This is a genomic window from Cellulomonas oligotrophica, assembly GCF_013409875.1.
Taxonomy (GTDB): Bacteria; Actinomycetota; Actinomycetes; order Actinomycetales; family Cellulomonadaceae; genus Cellulomonas; species Cellulomonas oligotrophica.
In genome coordinates this window covers 3992989-4009804 of record NZ_JACCBK010000001.1, presented here as the reverse complement: position 1 = coordinate 4009804, position 16816 = coordinate 3992989, and the positions used below count along the sequence as shown (strand labels likewise).

Genomic DNA, 16816 nt, shown 5'->3' with positions numbered 1-16816 from the left:
GTCGGTGCGGTCGTCAGGCGGAGCGGCGGGCCTTCAGCGGGCGGACCGCGCGGTCGCGGGCGCGCTGCAGGTCGTCGGCGAGCTCGTCGACGTTGAGGTACGCGTCGCCGACCTCGGCGGTCTCCCGCAGGAACTGGGCGAGCGAGAGGTCCACGGGCTCGACGGCCGCGGCGCGGGCGGCGTCGAGCTGGTCGGCGTCGGGGTGCCGGCGCGAGCGCCAGCCCCGCCGGAACGACTCCCAGGCCGACCCGTCGCCGCCGGGCGTCGCCGCGGTGCTGGCGAGCAGGACCACGCCCGCCGCTGCGAGGAGGGCGAGCACGATGACGATGAGGACGACGACCACGGGTCCAGTGTCATCCCACGACCGGGCCGCCGCCGACGCCGACGCGCGGTCCGCGGGGTGCGACCACCAAACCTTCACAGCGCGTCGCCCGGGCGGCCCAGCGGCGGTCAGACGGCGGCGTCCTCGCGCAGCCGCTGGCTGATGACGGTGGTCACACCGTCGCCGCGCATCGTGACGCCGTAGAGCGCGTCGGCGATCTCCATGGTGCGCTTCTGGTGCGTGACGACGATGAGCTGGGAGTCGTCCTGGAGCTCGCGGAAGATCTCCAGCAGCCGCCCGAGGTTCGCGTCGTCGAGGGCGGCCTCGACCTCGTCCATGACGTAGAACGGGCTGGGGCGGGCCTTGAAGATCGCGACGAGCAGCGCCACCGCGGTCAGCGACCGCTCGCCGCCGGAGAGCAGCGACAGCCGCTTGACCTTCTTGCCGGCCGGGCGCGCCTCCACCTCGATGCCCGTGGTCAGCATGTTCTCGGGGTCGGTGAGCACGAGACGCCCCTCCCCGCCGGGGAACAGCCGCGGGAACACCACGTCGAACGCGGCGGCGGTGTCGCGGTACGCCTCGCTGAACACCTGCTCGACCCGCTCGTCGATGTCCTTGACGATCTGCAGCAGGTCGGTGCGGGACTTCTTGAGGTCGGCGAGCTGGTCGACGAGGAAGCGGTGCCGCTCCTCCAGGGCCGCGAACTCCTCCAGCGCGAGGGGGTTGACGCGGCCGAGCTGCGACAGCGCCCGTTCCGCGGCCTTCAGGCGCTTCTCCTGCTCCGCGCGCACGTACGGGACGGCCCGGGGCGCGTCCTCGTCGGCGGGCGGCGGCACCAGCGGCACCGGACGGTCGGGGCCGTACTCCTCGAGCAGCATCGCGGGGTCGACGCCGAGGTCCTCGACCGCGCGCTGCTCGAGCTGCTCGATGCGCAGCCGCTGCTGCGTGCGGGCCATCTCGTCGCGGTGCGCGACGTCCGTCAGCTCGGCCAGGTCCCGCGCGAGCGCGTCGACCTGACCACGCACGGCCGTCAGGTCCCGGTCGCGCTCGGCCCGTGCGGCCTCGGCGGCGTCGCGCTCGTCCGACGCCTGCCGCAGCGCCACGTCGAGCAGCGCGACGACCTGCACGGCCGCGGCGTGCACGGCCCCCGCGACGGACGCCTGCCGGGCCCGGGCCCGCTCGCGCGCCGCGGCGCGCTCCCGGGCGGCCCGCTCGGCCGCGGCCGCGCGCTCCAGGCTCTCGGCGCGGCCGGACAGGGCGCGGGCCCGCTCCTCGGCCGTGCGCAGCGTCAGGCGGGCCTCCGTCTCGCGGGCGCGGGCGGTGGTGGCCCCGGTCGCCGCCTCGTCCCGACGGGCCGTGGCCTGCGCTATCGCGGCCTCGGAGTCCTCCGGCTGCTCCTGCACCGCCGCCAGCCGCGCCGCCAGCTCCGCGAGCGCGGCGTGGTCCTCGGCGAGCGCGCGGCCGGCCGTCTCGAGCGAGCGCTCGACCCGTTCGGCCTCCGCCCCGGCGGCGCGCGCCGCCGAGCCGAGCTGCCCGAGCTGCTCGGCGACCGCGGCGAGCGCCGCGTCGGACTCGTGCAGGCGGTCCAGGGCGGCCTCGACGCGGGCGACGGCCGCGGTGCGGGCCTCCTGCGCGGCGGCCAGCGCGAACCGCAGCCGCTCGGCCTCGGCACCCGCGGCCGCACCGGTCTCGCGCGCCGTCTCCAGGGCGGCCTGCAGGTGCAGGGCGCTCGGCGCCGTCGCGGACCCGCCCGAGGCCCGCACCTGCGACAGCACGTCACCCGTGCGGGTGGCGACGACGAGCCGCGGGTGCGCCGCCACCAGCGGGCGGGCCGCGGCCAGGTCGTCGACGACCACGACGTCGGCGAGCAGGGCGTGCACCGCGTCGCGCACGGACGGCGGCGCCTGCACGAGGTCCACGGCCCGGTCGACGCCCGGGGGCAGCGGCACGTCCGACGCGCCGGCCCCGCTCGCGACGAGCAGCGTGGCCCGGCCCGCGTCCTCCGTGCGCAGGTACCGGATCGCGTCCACCGCGGCGTCGACGGACTCCACGGCCACGGCGTCGGCCAGCGCCCCGAGGGCCGCCACCACCGCGTCCTCGTCGCGGGTGTCGACCTGCAGGAGCGCCGCGACGGAGCCGACCGTGCCGGGCAGCCCGTCGGCGGCGAGCAGCGCGCCCGCGCCGTCCTTGCGGGTCAGGGACAGCTCGAGGGTCTCGACGCGGGACGCCTGCTGGTCGCGCTCACGCTCGGCGGCGCGCAGCCGGTCCTGCAGGTCCTGCACCGACGCGGTCGCGGCGTCGAGCTGCTCGGCGGCGGCCTCGTGCTCGGCGTCGAGCCCCTCCTCGCCCTCCTCGACGCCCGCCACCTGGGACTCGAGGGCGGCGAACCGGGTGGTCGCGTCCTGCGCGCGCTCCTGCGCGGCGGCCAGCTGCTCGCGCAGGCGACCGATCTCGCCCTCGGTGGCCTCGACGCGGCTGCGGCGCGCGGCGACCTGCCCCGCGAGACGGGCGACGCCCTCCCGACGGTCGGCGGCGGTGCGCTGCAGGTCGGCCAGGGCCCGCTCGGCGCCCTGCGCGGCCGTCTCGGCGTCCTGGCGCGCGGTCGTCGCGGCCGTCACCGCGGCCCGGGCGACCTCGACCTCGGCCGCGAGCTCGGCCTCCGCCCTGCGCACCCGCTCGGCCTGCGCCTCGAGGTCGCGCGGCTCCTGGCCGGACGTGCGCTCGGCCGCGGCCGAGCCGAGCAGCCGCACCCGGTCCGCCGCCAGCGACGCGGTGCCGCGCAGCCGCTCGCGCAGCGACGACAGCCGGTACCAGACCTCCGAGGCCTCGCTCACGGCCGGCGCAGCCTCCGCCGCCGCCTGCTCCAGACCCGCCAGCCGCGCCCGGGCCCCGGCGAGGTCGGCCTCGACCTGCTCGCGGCGCACGCGCAGCGCGGACTCGTCGGCGATCTCCTGCTCCAGGGCGGCCATGAGCTGGGCCAGGTCGTCGGCGAGGAGCCGCGCGCGGGCGTCCCGCAGGTCGGTCTGCACGACGGCCGCCTTGCGCGCGACCTCGGCCTGCCGGCCCAGCGGCCCGAGCTGGCGGCGGATCTCCGTGGTCAGGTCGCCCAGTCGCGTGAGGTTGCCCTGCATCGCGTCGAGCTTGCGCAGCGCCTTCTCCTTGCGCTTGCGGTGCTTGAGGACGCCCGCGGCCTCCTCGACGAAGCCGCGCCGCTCCTCCGGCGTCGCGCGCAGCACCGCGTCGAGCTGCCCCTGCCCGACGATCACGTGCATCTCGCGGCCCAGGCCCGAGTCGGACAGCAGGTCCTGGATGTCGAGCAGCCGGCAGCCCTGCCCGTTGATCGCGTACTCCGAGCCGCCGTTGCGGAACAGCGTCCGGGAGATCGTGACCTCGGAGTACTCGATCGGCAGCGCACCGTCGGTGTTGTCGATCGTCAGCGACACCTCGGCACGGCCCAGCGGCGGGCGGCCGGACGTGCCGGCGAAGATGACGTCCTCCATCTTGCCGCCGCGCAGCGACTTGGCGCCCTGCTCCCCCATCACCCACGCCAGCGCGTCGACCACGTTGGACTTGCCCGAGCCGTTCGGGCCGACGACGCAGGTGATGCCGGGCTCGAAGCTCAGCGTCGTCGCCGACGCGAACGACTTGAACCCGCGCAGCGTGAGCGTCTTGAGGTGCACGGGGGCAGCCTAGGCAACGCGAGGGCCCGCACCGCGCACGCCCCGCGGTGCGGGGGCGGCGCCGTACGGGCCCGTCGGCGCACGTGGCGCCGTCGGCCGGGTCGTCCGGCCGGCCGTGCGGACGGTCAGAGCGCGGGGAACCAGAGCCCGATCTCGCGCGCCGCGGACTCCTCGCCGTCCGAGCCGTGGACGATGTTCTCGATGAGCTTGGTGCCCCAGTCGCGGGCGAGGTCGCCGCGGATCGTGCCGGGGGCGGCGACGGTGGGGTCGGTGGCGCCGGCCAGGGAGCGGAAGCCCTCGATCACGCGGTGGCCCTCGACGACGGCCGCCAGGACCGGGCCGGAGCGCATGAAGTCCACGAGGGCGCCGACGAACGGCTTGCCCGCGTGCTCGGCGTAGTGCTCGGTGAGCAGCTCGGTGCTCGCGTGGCGCAGCTCGACGGCCACGAGCGTGTAGCCCTTGGCCTCGATGCGGCGCAGGACCTCGCCGACGTGGCCGCGGCGGACCCCGTCGGGCTTGACCAGGACGAGCGTGCGCTGCGGAAGGGGTGCGTCTGCCATGGGCGTCACCCTAGCGAAGGCGCCGCGGGCCCCGGGCTGGACGGACGTCCGGGCAAGGGGCTGGCCAGGGGACCGGTCAGGCGGCCGGCGGGACCTCGCCGGGGTGCGCCGCGTCGTAGGCCGCACGCTCGCGGTCGATGCGCGCGCCCAGCCGCAGCGAGACGACCCACAGGACCACGAACAGCCCCCCGATGACGAACATCATCGGCACGAGCACGCCGAAGGCGAGCACCGCGAGCTGGGCGGCCGACCCGGCGACGTAGCCGCCGGGCCGGCCGACGTAGCCCGAGAGGAGGAGCAGCACGAGCATCGTCACGCCGCCGATCGTCCACACCGTGACCGGCGGGGCGACCCGCAGCCCGAAGGCCACGAGGGTGGCGAAGAAGACGAGGACGGCCTCGAGGACCAGCGTCATCTGCGTGAACTGCGGCAGGGCCGGTCGCTTCGCACCGCCGCGGGCGCCGTGCATGCTCATCGGCCCAGGCTATCCGCGCGCGGCGCCCACCTCGTCGCCCCGCCCGTCGGGCCCCGGCTGCGCGAGGTCGTCCGGACCGGCCGGGGAGGCGACCGCCGGCGCGTCCGGCACGGGCGCCCGGCCGGTGTCCGCGACGGCCTCGCCGCGGGCGACCATCCCGGCGACGTCGGACAGCGCGACCTCCCGCAGGAAGAGCGCGAGCACGAGGCCCAGCGCGACCAGCGGCACGAGGTACCAGAACGCGGGGGCGAGCGCCCCGGCGTAGGCGTCGACGACACCCTCGCGCAGCGCGTCGGGCAGCTGCTGGACGAGCGCGGGCGTCAGGCCCGACGCCTCCCCGCCGCCCGTGGCGCCGCTGCCCGCGGGGAACACGTCGGCCAGGCCGTCGGCGAGCCGGGAGGTGAAGATCGTCGAGAACAGGGCCGTGCCGACCGCGGCGCCGATCTCGCGGAAGAAGTTGTTGGCGCTGGTGGCGGTGCCGATCTCGTGCGGGTCGACCGCGTTCTGCACGGCGAGCACGACGGTCTGCATGACCAGGCCCATCCCGGCGCCGAGGACGAAGATCATCGCCCCGAACAGCACCATCGAGATGTCGCCCGTCAGGCGCGTGAGCCACATGAGGCCGAGGGTCGTCACGGCCAGCCCGACGACCGGGAAGACCTTGTACCGGCCCGTGCGGGTGATCGCGATGCCGGAGCCGATGGCGGTGAGCATGACGCCGGCCATCATCGGCAGCATGAGGAAGCCGGACTCGGTGACGCCGGCACCGGTGGCCATCTGCAGGAACGTCGGCAGGAACGCCAGGGCCGAGAACATGCCCATCCCGAGGATGAGGCCGATGCTCGTGGCGATGGTGAACGTGCGGTTGCGGAACAGGCGCAGCGGCAGGATCGGGTCGGCGGCACGGGTCTCGACCAGCACGAACAGACCGATGGACACCAGCGTGCCGACGACGAGCGCGAGCAGCCCGGTGTCGGACCAGTCGTAGCCGCGCTGACCGCTCCAGGACTCCCAGCTCGTGGCGAGCACGAGACCGGACGTGCCGAGCACGAGGAAGAGGATGCCGAGCACGTCGACCGGCTGCTGGGAGCGGCGGCTGGGGAGCTTGAGGGCGAACCACGCGACGGTGAACGCGCCGATGCCGATGGGGATGTTGATCCAGAACGCCCAGCGCCAGTCGGCGTGGTCGGTGAACAGGCCGCCCAGCAGCGGGCCGATGACGGCCGCGATGCCGAACAGGGCACCCATGGGGCCCATGTACTTGCCGCGCTCCTTGGCGGGCACGATGTCGGCGATGATCGCCTGCGACAGGATCATCAGACCGCCGCCGCCGAGGCCCTGCACGGCACGCCAGGCGACGAGCTCGCCGAAGGACTGCGCGAACCCGGCGCCCGCGGACGCGACCGTGAACAGCCCGATCGCCACGAGGAAGGGCCACCGCCGCCCGAACAGGTCGCCGAACTTGCCGTACAGCGGCATGACGATCGCGATGGCGAGGATGTACGCGGTGACGACCCAGCCCTGGTGCTCGACGCCGTCGAGCTCGCCGACGATCGTGGGCATCGCGGTGCCGACGATCGACTGGTCGAGCGAGGACAGGAACATCGACGCCATGAGCGCGCCGAAGATGACCCAGACGGTCCGGGGCGTGAGCACGACGAGCGGTGCGTCGGCCCCTCCCGTGGCGCGCGGGGGTGCGGTGGTGGTGCCGGCCATGGTGTGCGGTCCTCTCGTGGTGGTGCGGCCGGCGACGCTGCCGGGGCGGGTGGGCGTTCGGGTGGGTACGGGTAGGTGCAGCTCAGTCGCGGAGCACGGCGCGCAGGGCGTCGGCCACGTCGGCCACGTGCTGGGCGGGGTCGCCGCCGGTGGCGTCCGAGCGCATGACGGACACGTGCAGGAGCATCACGAGCAGCCCGGCGACGAGGTCGGCCGGGTGCGCGGGGTCGGTGCCGAGGCGGCGGTCGACGAGCGCCCCGACCTCGCCCTTGTGCCGCTCCATGAGCGCCATCTGGCGGACGAGCAGGCGCGGCTCGCGGCGGGCGAGCTCCAGGCCGCGCTCGAACCGTGCGCGCTCGGCGGCGGGCACGTCGAGCCAGGAGCGCACGAGCACCTCGGCGTCGGCCAGCAGGCGACCGGTCGGCCCGCCGGCGGCGAACGCCTCGGCGGCCGGGCCGTCGACGGCGAACGGCGCGAAGCCGAGCGCCGCGTCGTCCTTGGTCTCGAAGTAGTTGAAGAAGGTGCGGGTGGAGACGCCCGCCTGCGCGCAGACGGCCTCCACGGTGACGCCGTCGAGGCCGTGCTCGGCGACGAGGCGGTGCGTGACGTCGATGAGCAGCTCGCGCCGCTCGCGCTTCTTGCGCGCCCGCAGCCCGTCGGCCGCGGGCAGGTCCATGGTCCCGGTCACCCAGGAAAGTTACATCCGCTGCATCTTTGCAGTCAATGCAAGATTCGGGTGAGGTCGCCTCAGACCTCGCCGAAGCCCGCCTCGACCTCGCCCACGACCAGCGCCACCGCGTCCCCGGCCGCCGCGCCGCGCGCCACGACCTCGACCGCGTCGCCCGTGACCAGTCCGAGCTTCATGAGCTCGAGCACGCTCGCGCCGTTGACCCCGTTGATCGTCACCCGGGCGTCCATGGCCGCCAGCCGCCGCGCCAGCACGGCCGCGGGGCGCGCGTGCAGGCCCAGCGGGTTGCGCAGCACCGCGCGCCCGCGCACCGCGCCGTCGACGTCCGGCTCGCCCGCCGCGGGCTCGGGGTCGACGGGCGCAGGCCCCTGCCCCGACCCGGCGAACACCGCACCCGCCTGCTGCGCCGACGCCAGCACCCCGGCGAGGTCGCCGCCGCCGTGCGCCGTCACCGCCGCCGCCACCGCACCCTCGACGAACGGCGCGTCCGCGACCCGCACCCGTGCCGCCAGCTCCTCGTCCGCCATCTCGAGCACCGCCTCCGTCGTCAGCACCGCCGAGCCGAGGTCCGCGAGCACGACGACGGACCGCCCGCCGTCCGCGGCGCGCTCCAGCGCCTCCTCCACGCGGGCGAAGCTCGTGCCCAGCCCGTCCTCCGTGCCGCCCGCGGGGACCACGAGCACCCCCGGGGCCATCTGCTCCGCCACGTGCGCCGCCCCCTGCGCCAGCTCGCGCGAGTGCGAGACCAGCACGAGGGCGACAGCGGCCACCTCGCGCGTCATCGCGGGCCCGCCGCCGGCCGGAGCACGGTCACAGCTGCGCGCCCGCCGCGAGCGCCGCCGCCGCGAGCAGCAGGTCCGAGGAGCGCGCGCCCGGGTCGAGGTGGCCGGCCGAGCGCTCGCCGAGGTAGCTGGCGCGCCCCTTGGTCGCGACCAGCGGGATCGTGGCCAGGGCACCGGCGTGCGCCGCGCGGGCGGCGGAGCCGAGGACCTCCGACGCCGGGGCGCCCTCCTCGGCGGCCTGCACCGCGGCCGCGACGGCGGGCGCCCAGGCGTCGACCATCGTCTTCTCGCCGGGGACGGCCTTGCCGCGGGCCACGATGCCCTCGAGCCCGGCCTCGAGCAGCGCGACGACGCCGTCCGGCCCGAGCGCGGGCAGGCCCGTCACCTTGGCGGCCCGCAGGAATGCCGTGCCGTACAGCGGCCCGGAGGCCCCGCCGACCGTCGACATCAGCGTCGTGGCCACCAGGCGCAGCACGTCGCCGACGAGCGCCGGCGGCTCGGCGAGCGCGTCGAGCTTGGCGACGACCGCCGTGAAGCCGCGCGTGAGGTTCTCCCCGTGGTCACCGTCGCCGATCTGACGGTCGAGCTCGACGAGCTCCTCACGGTGCTCGACGACCGCGGTCGCGGCGCGCCGCACCCAGTCGATCGCCCACGCGACGTCCAGCGTCATGCGTCTCCTCCGGCACTCGTCCCCACCCGTGCGCGATGCCCGCTGCTACCAGCGCAGCGCCGCGGTGTGCACGGGAGCGTCCCACAACGCGGTGGTCTCGTCGTCCAGCCGCAGGACCGTGACCGACGCGCCCTGCATCTCGAGCGACGTCACGTAGCTGCCCACGAGCGAGCGCGTCACCTCGACGCCTCGCTCGCCGAGCAGCGCGCGTGCCCGACGATAGACGACGTAGAGCTCGGACAGCGGCGTGCCGCCCATCCCGTTGACGAGCAGCAGCACCTTCTCGCCGCGGGCGAGCGCGAGGTCGTCCGCGACGGGCGTCAGGAGGTGCTCGGTGATCGCGTCGGCACCCTCCAGGCCGACGCGGTGCCGGCCGGGCTCGCCGTGGATGCCGATGCCGATCTCGACCTCGTCGTCGGGCAGGTCGAAGCTGGGCCGGCCCACGTGCGGGACGGTGCACGCGGTGAGCGCGACGCCCATGGTGCGGACGTTGGCGACCACCCGCTCCGCGACGGCGGCGACCGCGTCGAGGTCGTCGCCGCGCTCGGCGGCGGCGCCGGCGATCTTCTCGACCGCCAGCGTCCCGGCCACGCCGCGCCGCCCGGCGGTGTAGAGCGAGTCCTCGACCGCGACGTCGTCGTTGACGAGGACCTGGCGGACGGTGGTGCCCTCGGCCTCGGCGAGCTCGGCCGCGGTCTCGAAGTTGAGGACGTCGCCGGTGTAGTTCTTGACGATCGTCAGGACGCCGGCCCCGCCGTCGACCGCGGTGACGGCGGGGGCGATCTGGTCGGGCGTCGGGGAGGTGAACACGGCGCCAGGGACGGCCGCGTCCAGCATGCCGAGCCCGACGAAGCCCGCGTGCAGGGGCTCGTGGCCGCTGCCGCCGCCGCTCACGAGGCCGACCTTGCCCTCGACGGGCCCCGTGGCCCGGGTGACGAAGGTCGGGTCGGTGCGCAGCCGGACGAGGTCGGCGTGCACGAGGGCGAACCCGTCGAGGGACTCCGCGACGACGTCCTGCGGGTCGTTGATGAGCTTCTTCACTCTCGTGCCTCCCTCGGTCGGCGGCACGGGGCGCCGCACCGGTGCCGTGCCCGCGACGTGCCCGGACGTCGTCGTCCGTGCACGACCACCTCACTCCCCTGCTGGACGGTCGTCAACCGTACGCGCACCGCGCCCGGTGCACGTCCGTGCAGCACGGCGGGCGACGGACGGGGACCTTCGTCACTGTCACAAACAACAATGCAGCCTTATTCTCCGCTTTTGACTTTCTCGCCGTCGACATTCTTGAGATCGATCCGAACAGGCTTCGGATGGCCGGCGAGCAACGCCCCGATGAATTGTCGCGCGACCCATGACAATGCGCATCTTGTGCTGCTAGCGTCCGATGCACGGTGTATCGATGCAGTTCAGGGGGCAGGTATGTCGAACCACACGCTGATCGCGGTCACGTCCGCGGCCGCGCGGTGCGCAGGCGCGGACGACCTCGACGAGTTCTGGAACCTGGTGCAGTGCGCGCAGCCGCAGTTCTGCGCCGTCCCGGCCGACCGCTGGCCACCACCCGAATCCGGGGCGCGTGACGGGGCCCGTCGCGCCGGGGCGCACGTCATGGCGCCGCTCGCCGACCCGTACGCGTTCGACGCCCGCGCGCACGGCGTCCCGGCCGCCCGTGCACGGCGCATGGACCCGCAGCAGCGCCTCGTGCTCGGGCTCGCGGCCGAGCTGTTCGCCCGGGCCCGCACCGACGTCCGCCGGCCCGGCACCCGCGTCGCCACCGTCGTCGGCGTCAGCTCGACCGACTACCGGGCCGTCAGCACCGCACCGCTGCTCGCCGCCATGACCGTCGACGGGGCGCTCGGCACCGGCACGCCGGGCGAGCGGGCCGCCGTGCGCCAGGCGGGCGCCCGGGCCGTGCGGCCGCTGACCGGTCACACCATGCCGGGCGTCCTGCCCAACATGGTGCCCGCGGCCGTGCAGCACGCCTTCGACCTGCGCGGGCCCGCGTTCGCCGTGGACTCCGCGTGCGCGTCCAGCCTCACCGCGCTCGACGTCGCCCGCGCGCTGCTCGCCACCGGCGCCGTCGACGCGTGCGTCGTCGGCGGGGTCTACACCGCGCTGACGCCCGAGGCGCACGCCGGCTTCTCCGCCATCGGCGCGCTGTCGCCGTCCGGCGCGTGCCGCCCGTACACGCGGGCCGCCGACGGGTTCGTCATCGGGGAGGGCGGCGCCCTGCTGCTGCTGCGCCGCCTCGACGACGCCGAGCGCGACGGCGACGACGTCCTGGCCGTGGTCGAGGCCTGCGGCAGCGCCAACGACGGGCGCGCGCCCGGGGTGATGACCCCGACGGTGGCCGGGCAGGTCGCCGCCGTGCGGGCCGCCCGCACCGACGGCCCGCCGGTCGACGCCGTGGAGGGCCACGGCACCGGCACGGTCGTCGGCGACCGCACCGAGCTGGAGACGCTGCGCGAGGTCGTGCCCGACGCGGCACCCGGCAGCGTGCCGCTCGGCTCCGTCAAGGCCGTCGTCGGGCACACCATGGCCGCATCGGCCGCGCTCGCGCTGGTCAAGGTGCTGCTCACCCTGCGGCACGGGCGGTGGACGCCGCAGCCCGCCGACGACGCGGGGTGGCACCCGCTGCTGGAGGGCTCGCCCTTCGTCGTCCCCACGCCCGGCGACCCGCCCGCCCGGGTCCGGCGCGTCGCGGTCAACGCCTTCGGGTTCGGGGGCACCAACGCCCACGCCGTCCTGGCGCACCCCGAGGCGGTGGTCGGCCGTGGCTGACGTCGTCCCCGTGGTCCTGTCCGGCGACGACGACGCCGACGTGCGCACCCGCGCGGGCCGGCTGCTCGACGCCGTGACCCGCCCCGACCCGGCCCTGCCCGGCCACCGCGGCGACTCCCCGGCGTGGGACGTCGCCGACGTCGCCGCCCGCTGCGGCCTCGTCCCGCTGCGCCCGCACCGGGCGGTCGTCCTCGCCGCCGACCGTGCGGCGCTCGCCGCCGGGCTGGCCGCCGTGCGCGACGGCACCGTCCCCGCCGGAGCGACGCTCGCCGCACGCGGGGTCGCGACGCACCACGCCGACCGCCCCGCCCGGGTCCTGCTGCTCTACCCCGGGCAGGGCAGCCAGCGCACCGGCGAGCACGCGGGGCTCGCCCGGCTCCTGCCGTCGTACGCCGCGCACGTGCGACGCCTGGAGGACCTGCTCGCCGACCGGCCCGGCACGCCGCCCCTGCGGCCGTACCTGTCCGACGCCTGGACGGGCCGCGCGGCCGACCCGACGGGCGTCGACGACACCGCCGTCGCCCAGCCGCTCCTCACCGTGACGGCCCTGGCCACGACGGCGGCGCTCGCCGAGATCGGCGTGCGCCCGGCCGTGGTGCTCGGGCACTCCGTGGGCGAGCTCGGCGCCCTGCACGCCGCCGGGATCCTCGACGAGGGCACCGTGCTGGAGATCGTGCGGCACCGCGTCGCGTGCATGCGCACCGGCGCCCCCGACACCGGCATGCTCGCCGTGCGCGCCGGCGCCGCGGACGTCGCCGGGATCGTGGCCGCCCACCCGGGCGTGCACGTGGCCTGCGACAACGGCCCGCGGCAGGTCGTGCTCGGCGGACCGCTCACGACGCTCGTCGCGCTCGCCGCCGACCTCGAGGCCGCCGGCACCGCGTCCACGCCGCTGGCGACCGCCGGGGCGTTCCACACCCCGCACTACGCCGCCGCGGACGCCGCGATGCGCACCCGGCTCGCCGCCACCCCCCGCCCCCCGGCGCCGGCCCGCGGCGACGTCACGTGCGTGTCGTCGGTGTCCGGGGACGTCGTCGACGACGTCGAGGACGCCCTGGCACTGCTCGGTCGGCAGATCGCCGGCCCGGTGCGCTTCCGGGAGGCGGCCTCGACCGCGGCCGGCCTCGGCCCCGACGTGGTCGTCCAGGTCAGCGGGGGCACCTCGCTGCTGCGGACGTTCACCGAGACCCACCACGCCACGCACCCGGGGAAGACGGTCCGCACCGTCGGCCTCGGGGGTCCGGACGACTCCACGGGCGGCACGCTGGCCGCCCTCGCCGAGCTCGTCCTCACCGTCCCCGACGCGCGCCCGCACCTGGTGCTCGGCCGCCTCGGGACCGCCAGCAGGTTCCCACCGACCGAAGGACGGGAGACCGTCGTGCTGCACGGAACGCCCACCATCCCCACCACGAACCCCACGACCACCACGACCGCCGACGCGCCGACGACCGCGTCCCCGGCCGGGGTCCCCGGCACCACCGAGCTGCTCGCGCTGTTCGGCGCGCAGGTCGCCGTGCTGGCGCAGGCCCTCGCCCGCCCCCACGGCGACCCCGCGACGGACGCACCGGCCTCCCCGGCCCCGGGCGACGTCCCGGTGCCCGTGGGCACGACCGGACCCGTGCCCGCGGCACCGCCCGCACCGGGCGTGCCCACCGCCCGACGCACCTCCACCGTCACCACCGCCCCGACCGACGACCCGGCGCCGGCCCGCGCCGCCGTCGCGGCCGCCGTGCGCGCGAGCATCGCGCAGGTCGGCGGGTACGCCGCCGACGACCTGCCCGGCGGTGCGCTGCTCGGCCCCGACCTCGGGCTGGACTCCCTGATGATGACGAACGTCGCCGCGACCCTGACGCGACGTTTCCCGGCCTGGCGCCCCGCCGCCGACGACATGCGCACGCTGCGCACCGTCGACGACGTCGTCGCCGCGGTCGTCGCGGCGACCGGGACCGGCTCGGCCACGACCGCCGCCGCCACGGCACCCGCCGCACCGGCCGTGCCGCCGACGTCCCCGGCAGCACCGGTGCCTGCCGCAGCGTCGGTGCCGGGCCCCGCGACCCCGGTCATCGACGTCCCGGAGACGGCGTCCCCCTCCCCCGAGCCCGCGCGCCTCGCCGACCTCGACGAGGTGCGGGCCACGGTCGCCCGGCTCGACGACGCCGTCCGCGGCCCCGGCCTGCCCTACTACCTGCCGCACGACGGCCGGGTGGGGGCGACGACGAGCGTAGGCGGGCAGGAGCTGCTCTCGTTCAGCTCGTACAACTACCTCGGCCTGGCCGGGCACCCGCGGGTGGTCGCCGCCGCGCAGGAGGCCGTGGAGCGGTACGGCACCTCGGTGTCCGCGGCTCGGATCCTGTCCGGCAACCGGCCCGTGCACACCGCGCTGGAGGAGGCGATCGCCGGGCTGCTCGGCACGCAGGACGCCGTCGTGCTCGTCGGCGGCCACGCCACGAACGCCGGGATCGTGCCGCACCTGTACGGGCCCGACGACCTCGTGGTCCACGACGCGCTCGTGCACGACTCGCTGCAGCAGGGCATCGCGGCGTCCGGGGCCACCCGGCACGCCGTCCCGCACGGGCGCGCCGACCTCGTCGAGGAGGCGCTGCGGGCCCGGCGCCACCGGTTCCGGCGCGTGCTCGTCGTCACCGAGGGCGTGTTCAGCATGGACGGCGACCTGCCCGACCTGCCCGCGCTCGTCACGGCCGCCCGCCGGCACGGCGCGCACCTCATGGTCGACGAGGCGCACAGCGTCGGCGTGCTCGGCACGCACGGCGGCGGCATCTGCGAGGAGCTCGGCGTGGACCCCGGGGACGTCGACCTGCTCATGGGGACGCTGTCCAAGAGCCTGTCGTCCTGCGGCGGGTACCTCGCCGGGCACCGGTCCCTCGTGCAGCACCTGCGGTACACGCTCTCGGCGCTCGTGTTCAGCGCCGGGCTGACCCCGGCGAACACCGCCGCCTCGCTCGCCGCGATCCAGGTGATGCGCGACGAGCCCGAGCGCCTGGCCCGGCTGCGCGGCAACGCGGAGCACTTCCTCGCCGGCGCGCGCGCCCGCGGCATGGACGTCGGACCGGCCGTCGGCGTGCCCGTGGTGCCGGTCATCGTCGGGGAGTCGCAGGCCGCCGTCGCGGTGGCCCGCGGGCTGGCCGCGCACGGCGTCAGCGCCAACCCCATCGTGTTCCCCGCGGTGCCGGACGACCAGTCCCGGCTGCGGTTCTTCCTCACCAGCGAGCACACCCACGACCAGCTCGACCGGGCGCTCGACGTGACCGCCCGGTGCCTGCGGGAGGCGGGCGTGCCGCTCGCGACGGCGCCCGTCGAGACCGCGCCCGTCGAGACCGCGCTTGTCGAGACCGAGCCCGTCGAGGACGCGCTGGCCGCCGGGGTGCCGGCATGAGCGCCGGCGCCACCCCGGTCGGTGTTCCGGGCACGGACGTGCAGGTGGTCGTGCTGCCCGACGGCACGCCGTGGCGGACCGACCCGCAGGTCCGCACCGCCGTCGCGGCGACCGTCACCACCGTCCTCCTCGACGGCGCGGCCGACGGGACCGCCGTCGGGGCGCTGCCGGACGCGCCCCGCCCGGCCCGCGTCGACGCGCTGGTCGCGACGCTCCTCGCGCCCGGGTGCCACACGGTGCCGGTCGGCGCGGGACGTGTCGGGGTGTCGGCCTCCCACGAGGCGGGCCGCACGTACGTCGCGGTGGCCCCCGACGCCGTGGTGGTCGACGCGTGCGCGCTGGACCGGTGGGCGCAGGTCGACGCCGTCCTCGACGACGCCTTCACGGCCGCCGAGCGGGAGGCGCTGCGCACGCCCTGGGACCGCGTCCGGGCGTGGACGGCGCTGGAGTGCGCCGTCAAGGCCGGCCGCGCCGACCTGCTGCGCCCGCACGAGCGCGAGCCGCTCGTCGCCCTCGGCGCGGACGGGCGACCCGTGGTGCCCGGGGACGGCGTGGGGCTGCACCTGGTGCGGCACGAGGGCCGGCTGCGCGCCGTCTGCGTGCGGGTCGCGCTGGTGGCCCCCGTCGACGCACCGGCCACCGGCGACGGGACGCGGACCGTGGCACCCACCGTCACCGGCCCGCTCACGGCCGCCGCCGGGCGGGCGCTCGTGGGGGCACGCACGTGAGCGGGGACCCGGCCAGCGACGTGCCCGGGGCGCCGACCGCGGTGGTCGGCGCGTCCGGGCAGGTCGGGTCGCTCGTGCTGGACGAGCTGGCCCGGGGCGGGCTCCCCGCCGTCGCCGTGGGGCGCTCGGCGCCCCCGGCGGTGCCACCCGGCACCACGGTGCGCACCCTCCCCCGGTACGACCGGGCCGCGCTGCGCACCGCGCTCACCGGCTGCGGCGCCGTCGTCGCCACCCTCGGCCTGCCGTACGCGGCGCGCACCTGGACGGCCGGCTGGGCGCCGCTCGTCGACGCGGTCGCGGGCGCGTGCGCCGACCTCGGGCTGCCGCTGACGCTCCTCGACAACGTCTACGTGTACGGCGCCGCTGCCGGGGCGCTCACGGAGACGACCCCGCTCGCCCCGTGCAGCCGCAAGGGTGCCGCCCGGCTCGCCGGGTGGCGGGTGCTCGAGCGGCACGCCGACGCGGGCCTCGACGTGGTGGTGTGCCGGGCCGCGGACTTCCTCGGCCCGGGCGCCACCACGACCGTCCTGCCCTGGGACGCCGTCGTGGCGGCTACGCGGGCCGCCCGGCCTGCGCTGCCGTGGCTGGGCGACCCCGACGCGGTGCACACGTTCGCCGCGACGCCCGAGGTCGCCGCGGCGCTCGTCCGGGTCGCGCACGAGCCGGCCCTGCGGGCGGGGCGCGTGCTGCACCTGCCGGTGGTCGAGCCCGTCACCGGGCGGACGCTGGCCGCCGCGCTGGGCCGGGCGCGCGGTGACGGGCGCACCGTGCCCCTGCGGCCCCTGCGGGCCCCGGTCGTGCGGGTCGCGGCGCTGGTGAGCCGGGCCGCGCGGGAGCAGGTGGAGATGATGTACCAGGTGGAGCGCGACCAGCTCGTCGGTGACGACCGGATCCGCTCGCTGGGTTGGGCGGCGCCCCGGCTGACGGCCGACGACGTCGCGGCCCTCGCCGCCGGGGCAGCACCGCGCCCGGGCACGGCGGTGCCGCGGCACGCGGCGGACCGGCACGCGTGAGACCGGCACG

14 protein-coding genes are annotated in these 16816 nt (G+C 76.8%); 5 read left to right on the top strand and 9 right to left on the bottom strand.

From position 1 onward, the window contains the following. Nucleotides 1-13: 13 nt before the first annotated feature. The 9 genes from BKA21_RS18410 to dhaK all read right to left on the bottom strand — a co-directional run bounded on the left by BKA21_RS18410 (nt 14) and on the right by dhaK (nt 9934). Nucleotides 14-343 carry a hypothetical protein gene (locus BKA21_RS18410; protein ID WP_140460416.1) on the bottom strand — a complete coding sequence of 110 codons (330 nt, stop codon included), beginning with the start codon at nt 341-343 and terminating at the stop codon, nt 14-16. 107 nt (nt 344-450) lie between these two features. Beyond that, complete coding sequence (gene smc / locus BKA21_RS18405) at nt 451-4002, bottom strand: chromosome segregation protein SMC (RefSeq protein WP_140460415.1); 3552 nt, start codon at nt 4000-4002, stop codon at nt 451-453. A 125-nt stretch (nt 4003-4127) separates the two neighbouring features. Beyond that, on the bottom strand, nt 4128-4562 hold the full coding sequence (gene ndk / locus BKA21_RS18400) for a nucleoside-diphosphate kinase (protein WP_140460414.1): 435 nt from the start codon (nt 4560-4562) through the stop codon (nt 4128-4130). Nucleotides 4563-4638: 76 nt separating this feature from the next. Next, a complete protein-coding gene (locus tag BKA21_RS18395; protein WP_239072962.1) occupies nt 4639-5031 on the bottom strand; it encodes a DUF4233 domain-containing protein in 393 nt (130 codons plus the stop codon). Between the two features lie 15 nt (nt 5032-5046). Then, nucleotides 5047-6753: an MDR family MFS transporter gene (locus BKA21_RS18390; RefSeq protein WP_140460412.1), complete on the bottom strand. Its 1707-nt coding sequence runs from the start codon at nt 6751-6753 to the stop codon at nt 5047-5049. An 82-nt stretch (nt 6754-6835) separates the two neighbouring features. Continuing rightward, entirely contained in the window at nt 6836-7441 is a 606-nt protein-coding gene (locus BKA21_RS18385) for a TetR/AcrR family transcriptional regulator (protein ID WP_140460411.1), read from the bottom strand. 59 nt (nt 7442-7500) lie between these two features. Then, nucleotides 7501-8223, bottom strand: coding sequence for a dihydroxyacetone kinase phosphoryl donor subunit DhaM (gene dhaM / locus BKA21_RS18380; protein WP_140460410.1), 723 nt, complete (start codon nt 8221-8223; stop codon nt 7501-7503). Between the two features lie 28 nt (nt 8224-8251). Next, nucleotides 8252-8893: a dihydroxyacetone kinase subunit DhaL gene (gene dhaL / locus BKA21_RS18375; RefSeq protein ID WP_140460409.1), complete on the bottom strand. Its 642-nt coding sequence runs from the start codon at nt 8891-8893 to the stop codon at nt 8252-8254. A 45-nt stretch (nt 8894-8938) separates the two neighbouring features. After that, nucleotides 8939-9934, bottom strand: coding sequence for a dihydroxyacetone kinase subunit DhaK (gene dhaK / locus BKA21_RS18370; protein WP_140460408.1), 996 nt, complete (start codon nt 9932-9934; stop codon nt 8939-8941). Nucleotides 9935-10011: 77 nt separating this feature from the next. On the opposite strand from dhaK, the gene BKA21_RS18365 reads away from it, so the two are divergent. The 5 genes from BKA21_RS18365 to BKA21_RS18345 all read left to right on the top strand — a co-directional run bounded on the left by BKA21_RS18365 (nt 10012) and on the right by BKA21_RS18345 (nt 16806). Further along, nucleotides 10012-10248: a hypothetical protein gene (locus BKA21_RS18365; protein WP_170209118.1), complete on the top strand. Its 237-nt coding sequence runs from the start codon at nt 10012-10014 to the stop codon at nt 10246-10248. Nucleotides 10249-10312: 64 nt separating this feature from the next. Continuing rightward, nucleotides 10313-11671 (top strand): beta-ketoacyl [acyl carrier protein] synthase domain-containing protein, encoded by a 1359-nt coding sequence (locus tag BKA21_RS18360; protein WP_170209117.1) that lies wholly within the window; start codon nt 10313-10315, stop codon nt 11669-11671. Then, nucleotides 11664-15065, top strand: a complete 3402-nt coding sequence (locus tag BKA21_RS18355; RefSeq protein WP_140460406.1) for an aminotransferase class I/II-fold pyridoxal phosphate-dependent enzyme — start codon at nt 11664-11666, stop codon at nt 15063-15065. Before BKA21_RS18360 ends, BKA21_RS18355 begins: the two co-directional genes overlap by 8 nt. Then, entirely contained in the window at nt 15062-15793 is a 732-nt protein-coding gene (locus BKA21_RS18350; RefSeq protein WP_170209116.1) for a hypothetical protein, read from the top strand. The genes BKA21_RS18355 and BKA21_RS18350 overlap by 4 nt, the downstream gene beginning before the upstream one ends. Continuing rightward, nucleotides 15790-16806: an NAD-dependent epimerase/dehydratase family protein gene (locus tag BKA21_RS18345; RefSeq protein WP_170209115.1), complete on the top strand. Its 1017-nt coding sequence runs from the start codon at nt 15790-15792 to the stop codon at nt 16804-16806. Before BKA21_RS18350 ends, BKA21_RS18345 begins: the two co-directional genes overlap by 4 nt. Nucleotides 16807-16816: the final 10 nt, after the last annotated feature.

What these genes read in the sequence shown, in the direction of transcription:
- ndk (WP_140460414.1), bottom strand. Translation starts at nt 4,562, where the DNA reads ATGGCAGACGCACCCCTTCCGCAGCGCACGCTCGTCCTGGTCAAGCCC.
- BKA21_RS18395 (WP_239072962.1), bottom strand. Translation starts at nt 5,031, where the DNA reads ATGCACGGCGCCCGCGGCGGTGCGAAGCGACCGGCCCTGCCGCAGTTC.
- BKA21_RS18390 (WP_140460412.1), bottom strand. Translation starts at nt 6,753, where the DNA reads ATGGCCGGCACCACCACCGCACCCCCGCGCGCCACGGGAGGGGCCGAC.
- dhaM (WP_140460410.1), bottom strand. Translation starts at nt 8,223, where the DNA reads ATGACGCGCGAGGTGGCCGCTGTCGCCCTCGTGCTGGTCTCGCACTCG.
- dhaL (WP_140460409.1), bottom strand. Translation starts at nt 8,893, where the DNA reads ATGACGCTGGACGTCGCGTGGGCGATCGACTGGGTGCGGCGCGCCGCG.
- BKA21_RS18360 (WP_170209117.1), top strand. Translation starts at nt 10,313, where the DNA reads ATGTCGAACCACACGCTGATCGCGGTCACGTCCGCGGCCGCGCGGTGC.
- BKA21_RS18350 (WP_170209116.1), top strand. Translation starts at nt 15,062, where the DNA reads ATGAGCGCCGGCGCCACCCCGGTCGGTGTTCCGGGCACGGACGTGCAG.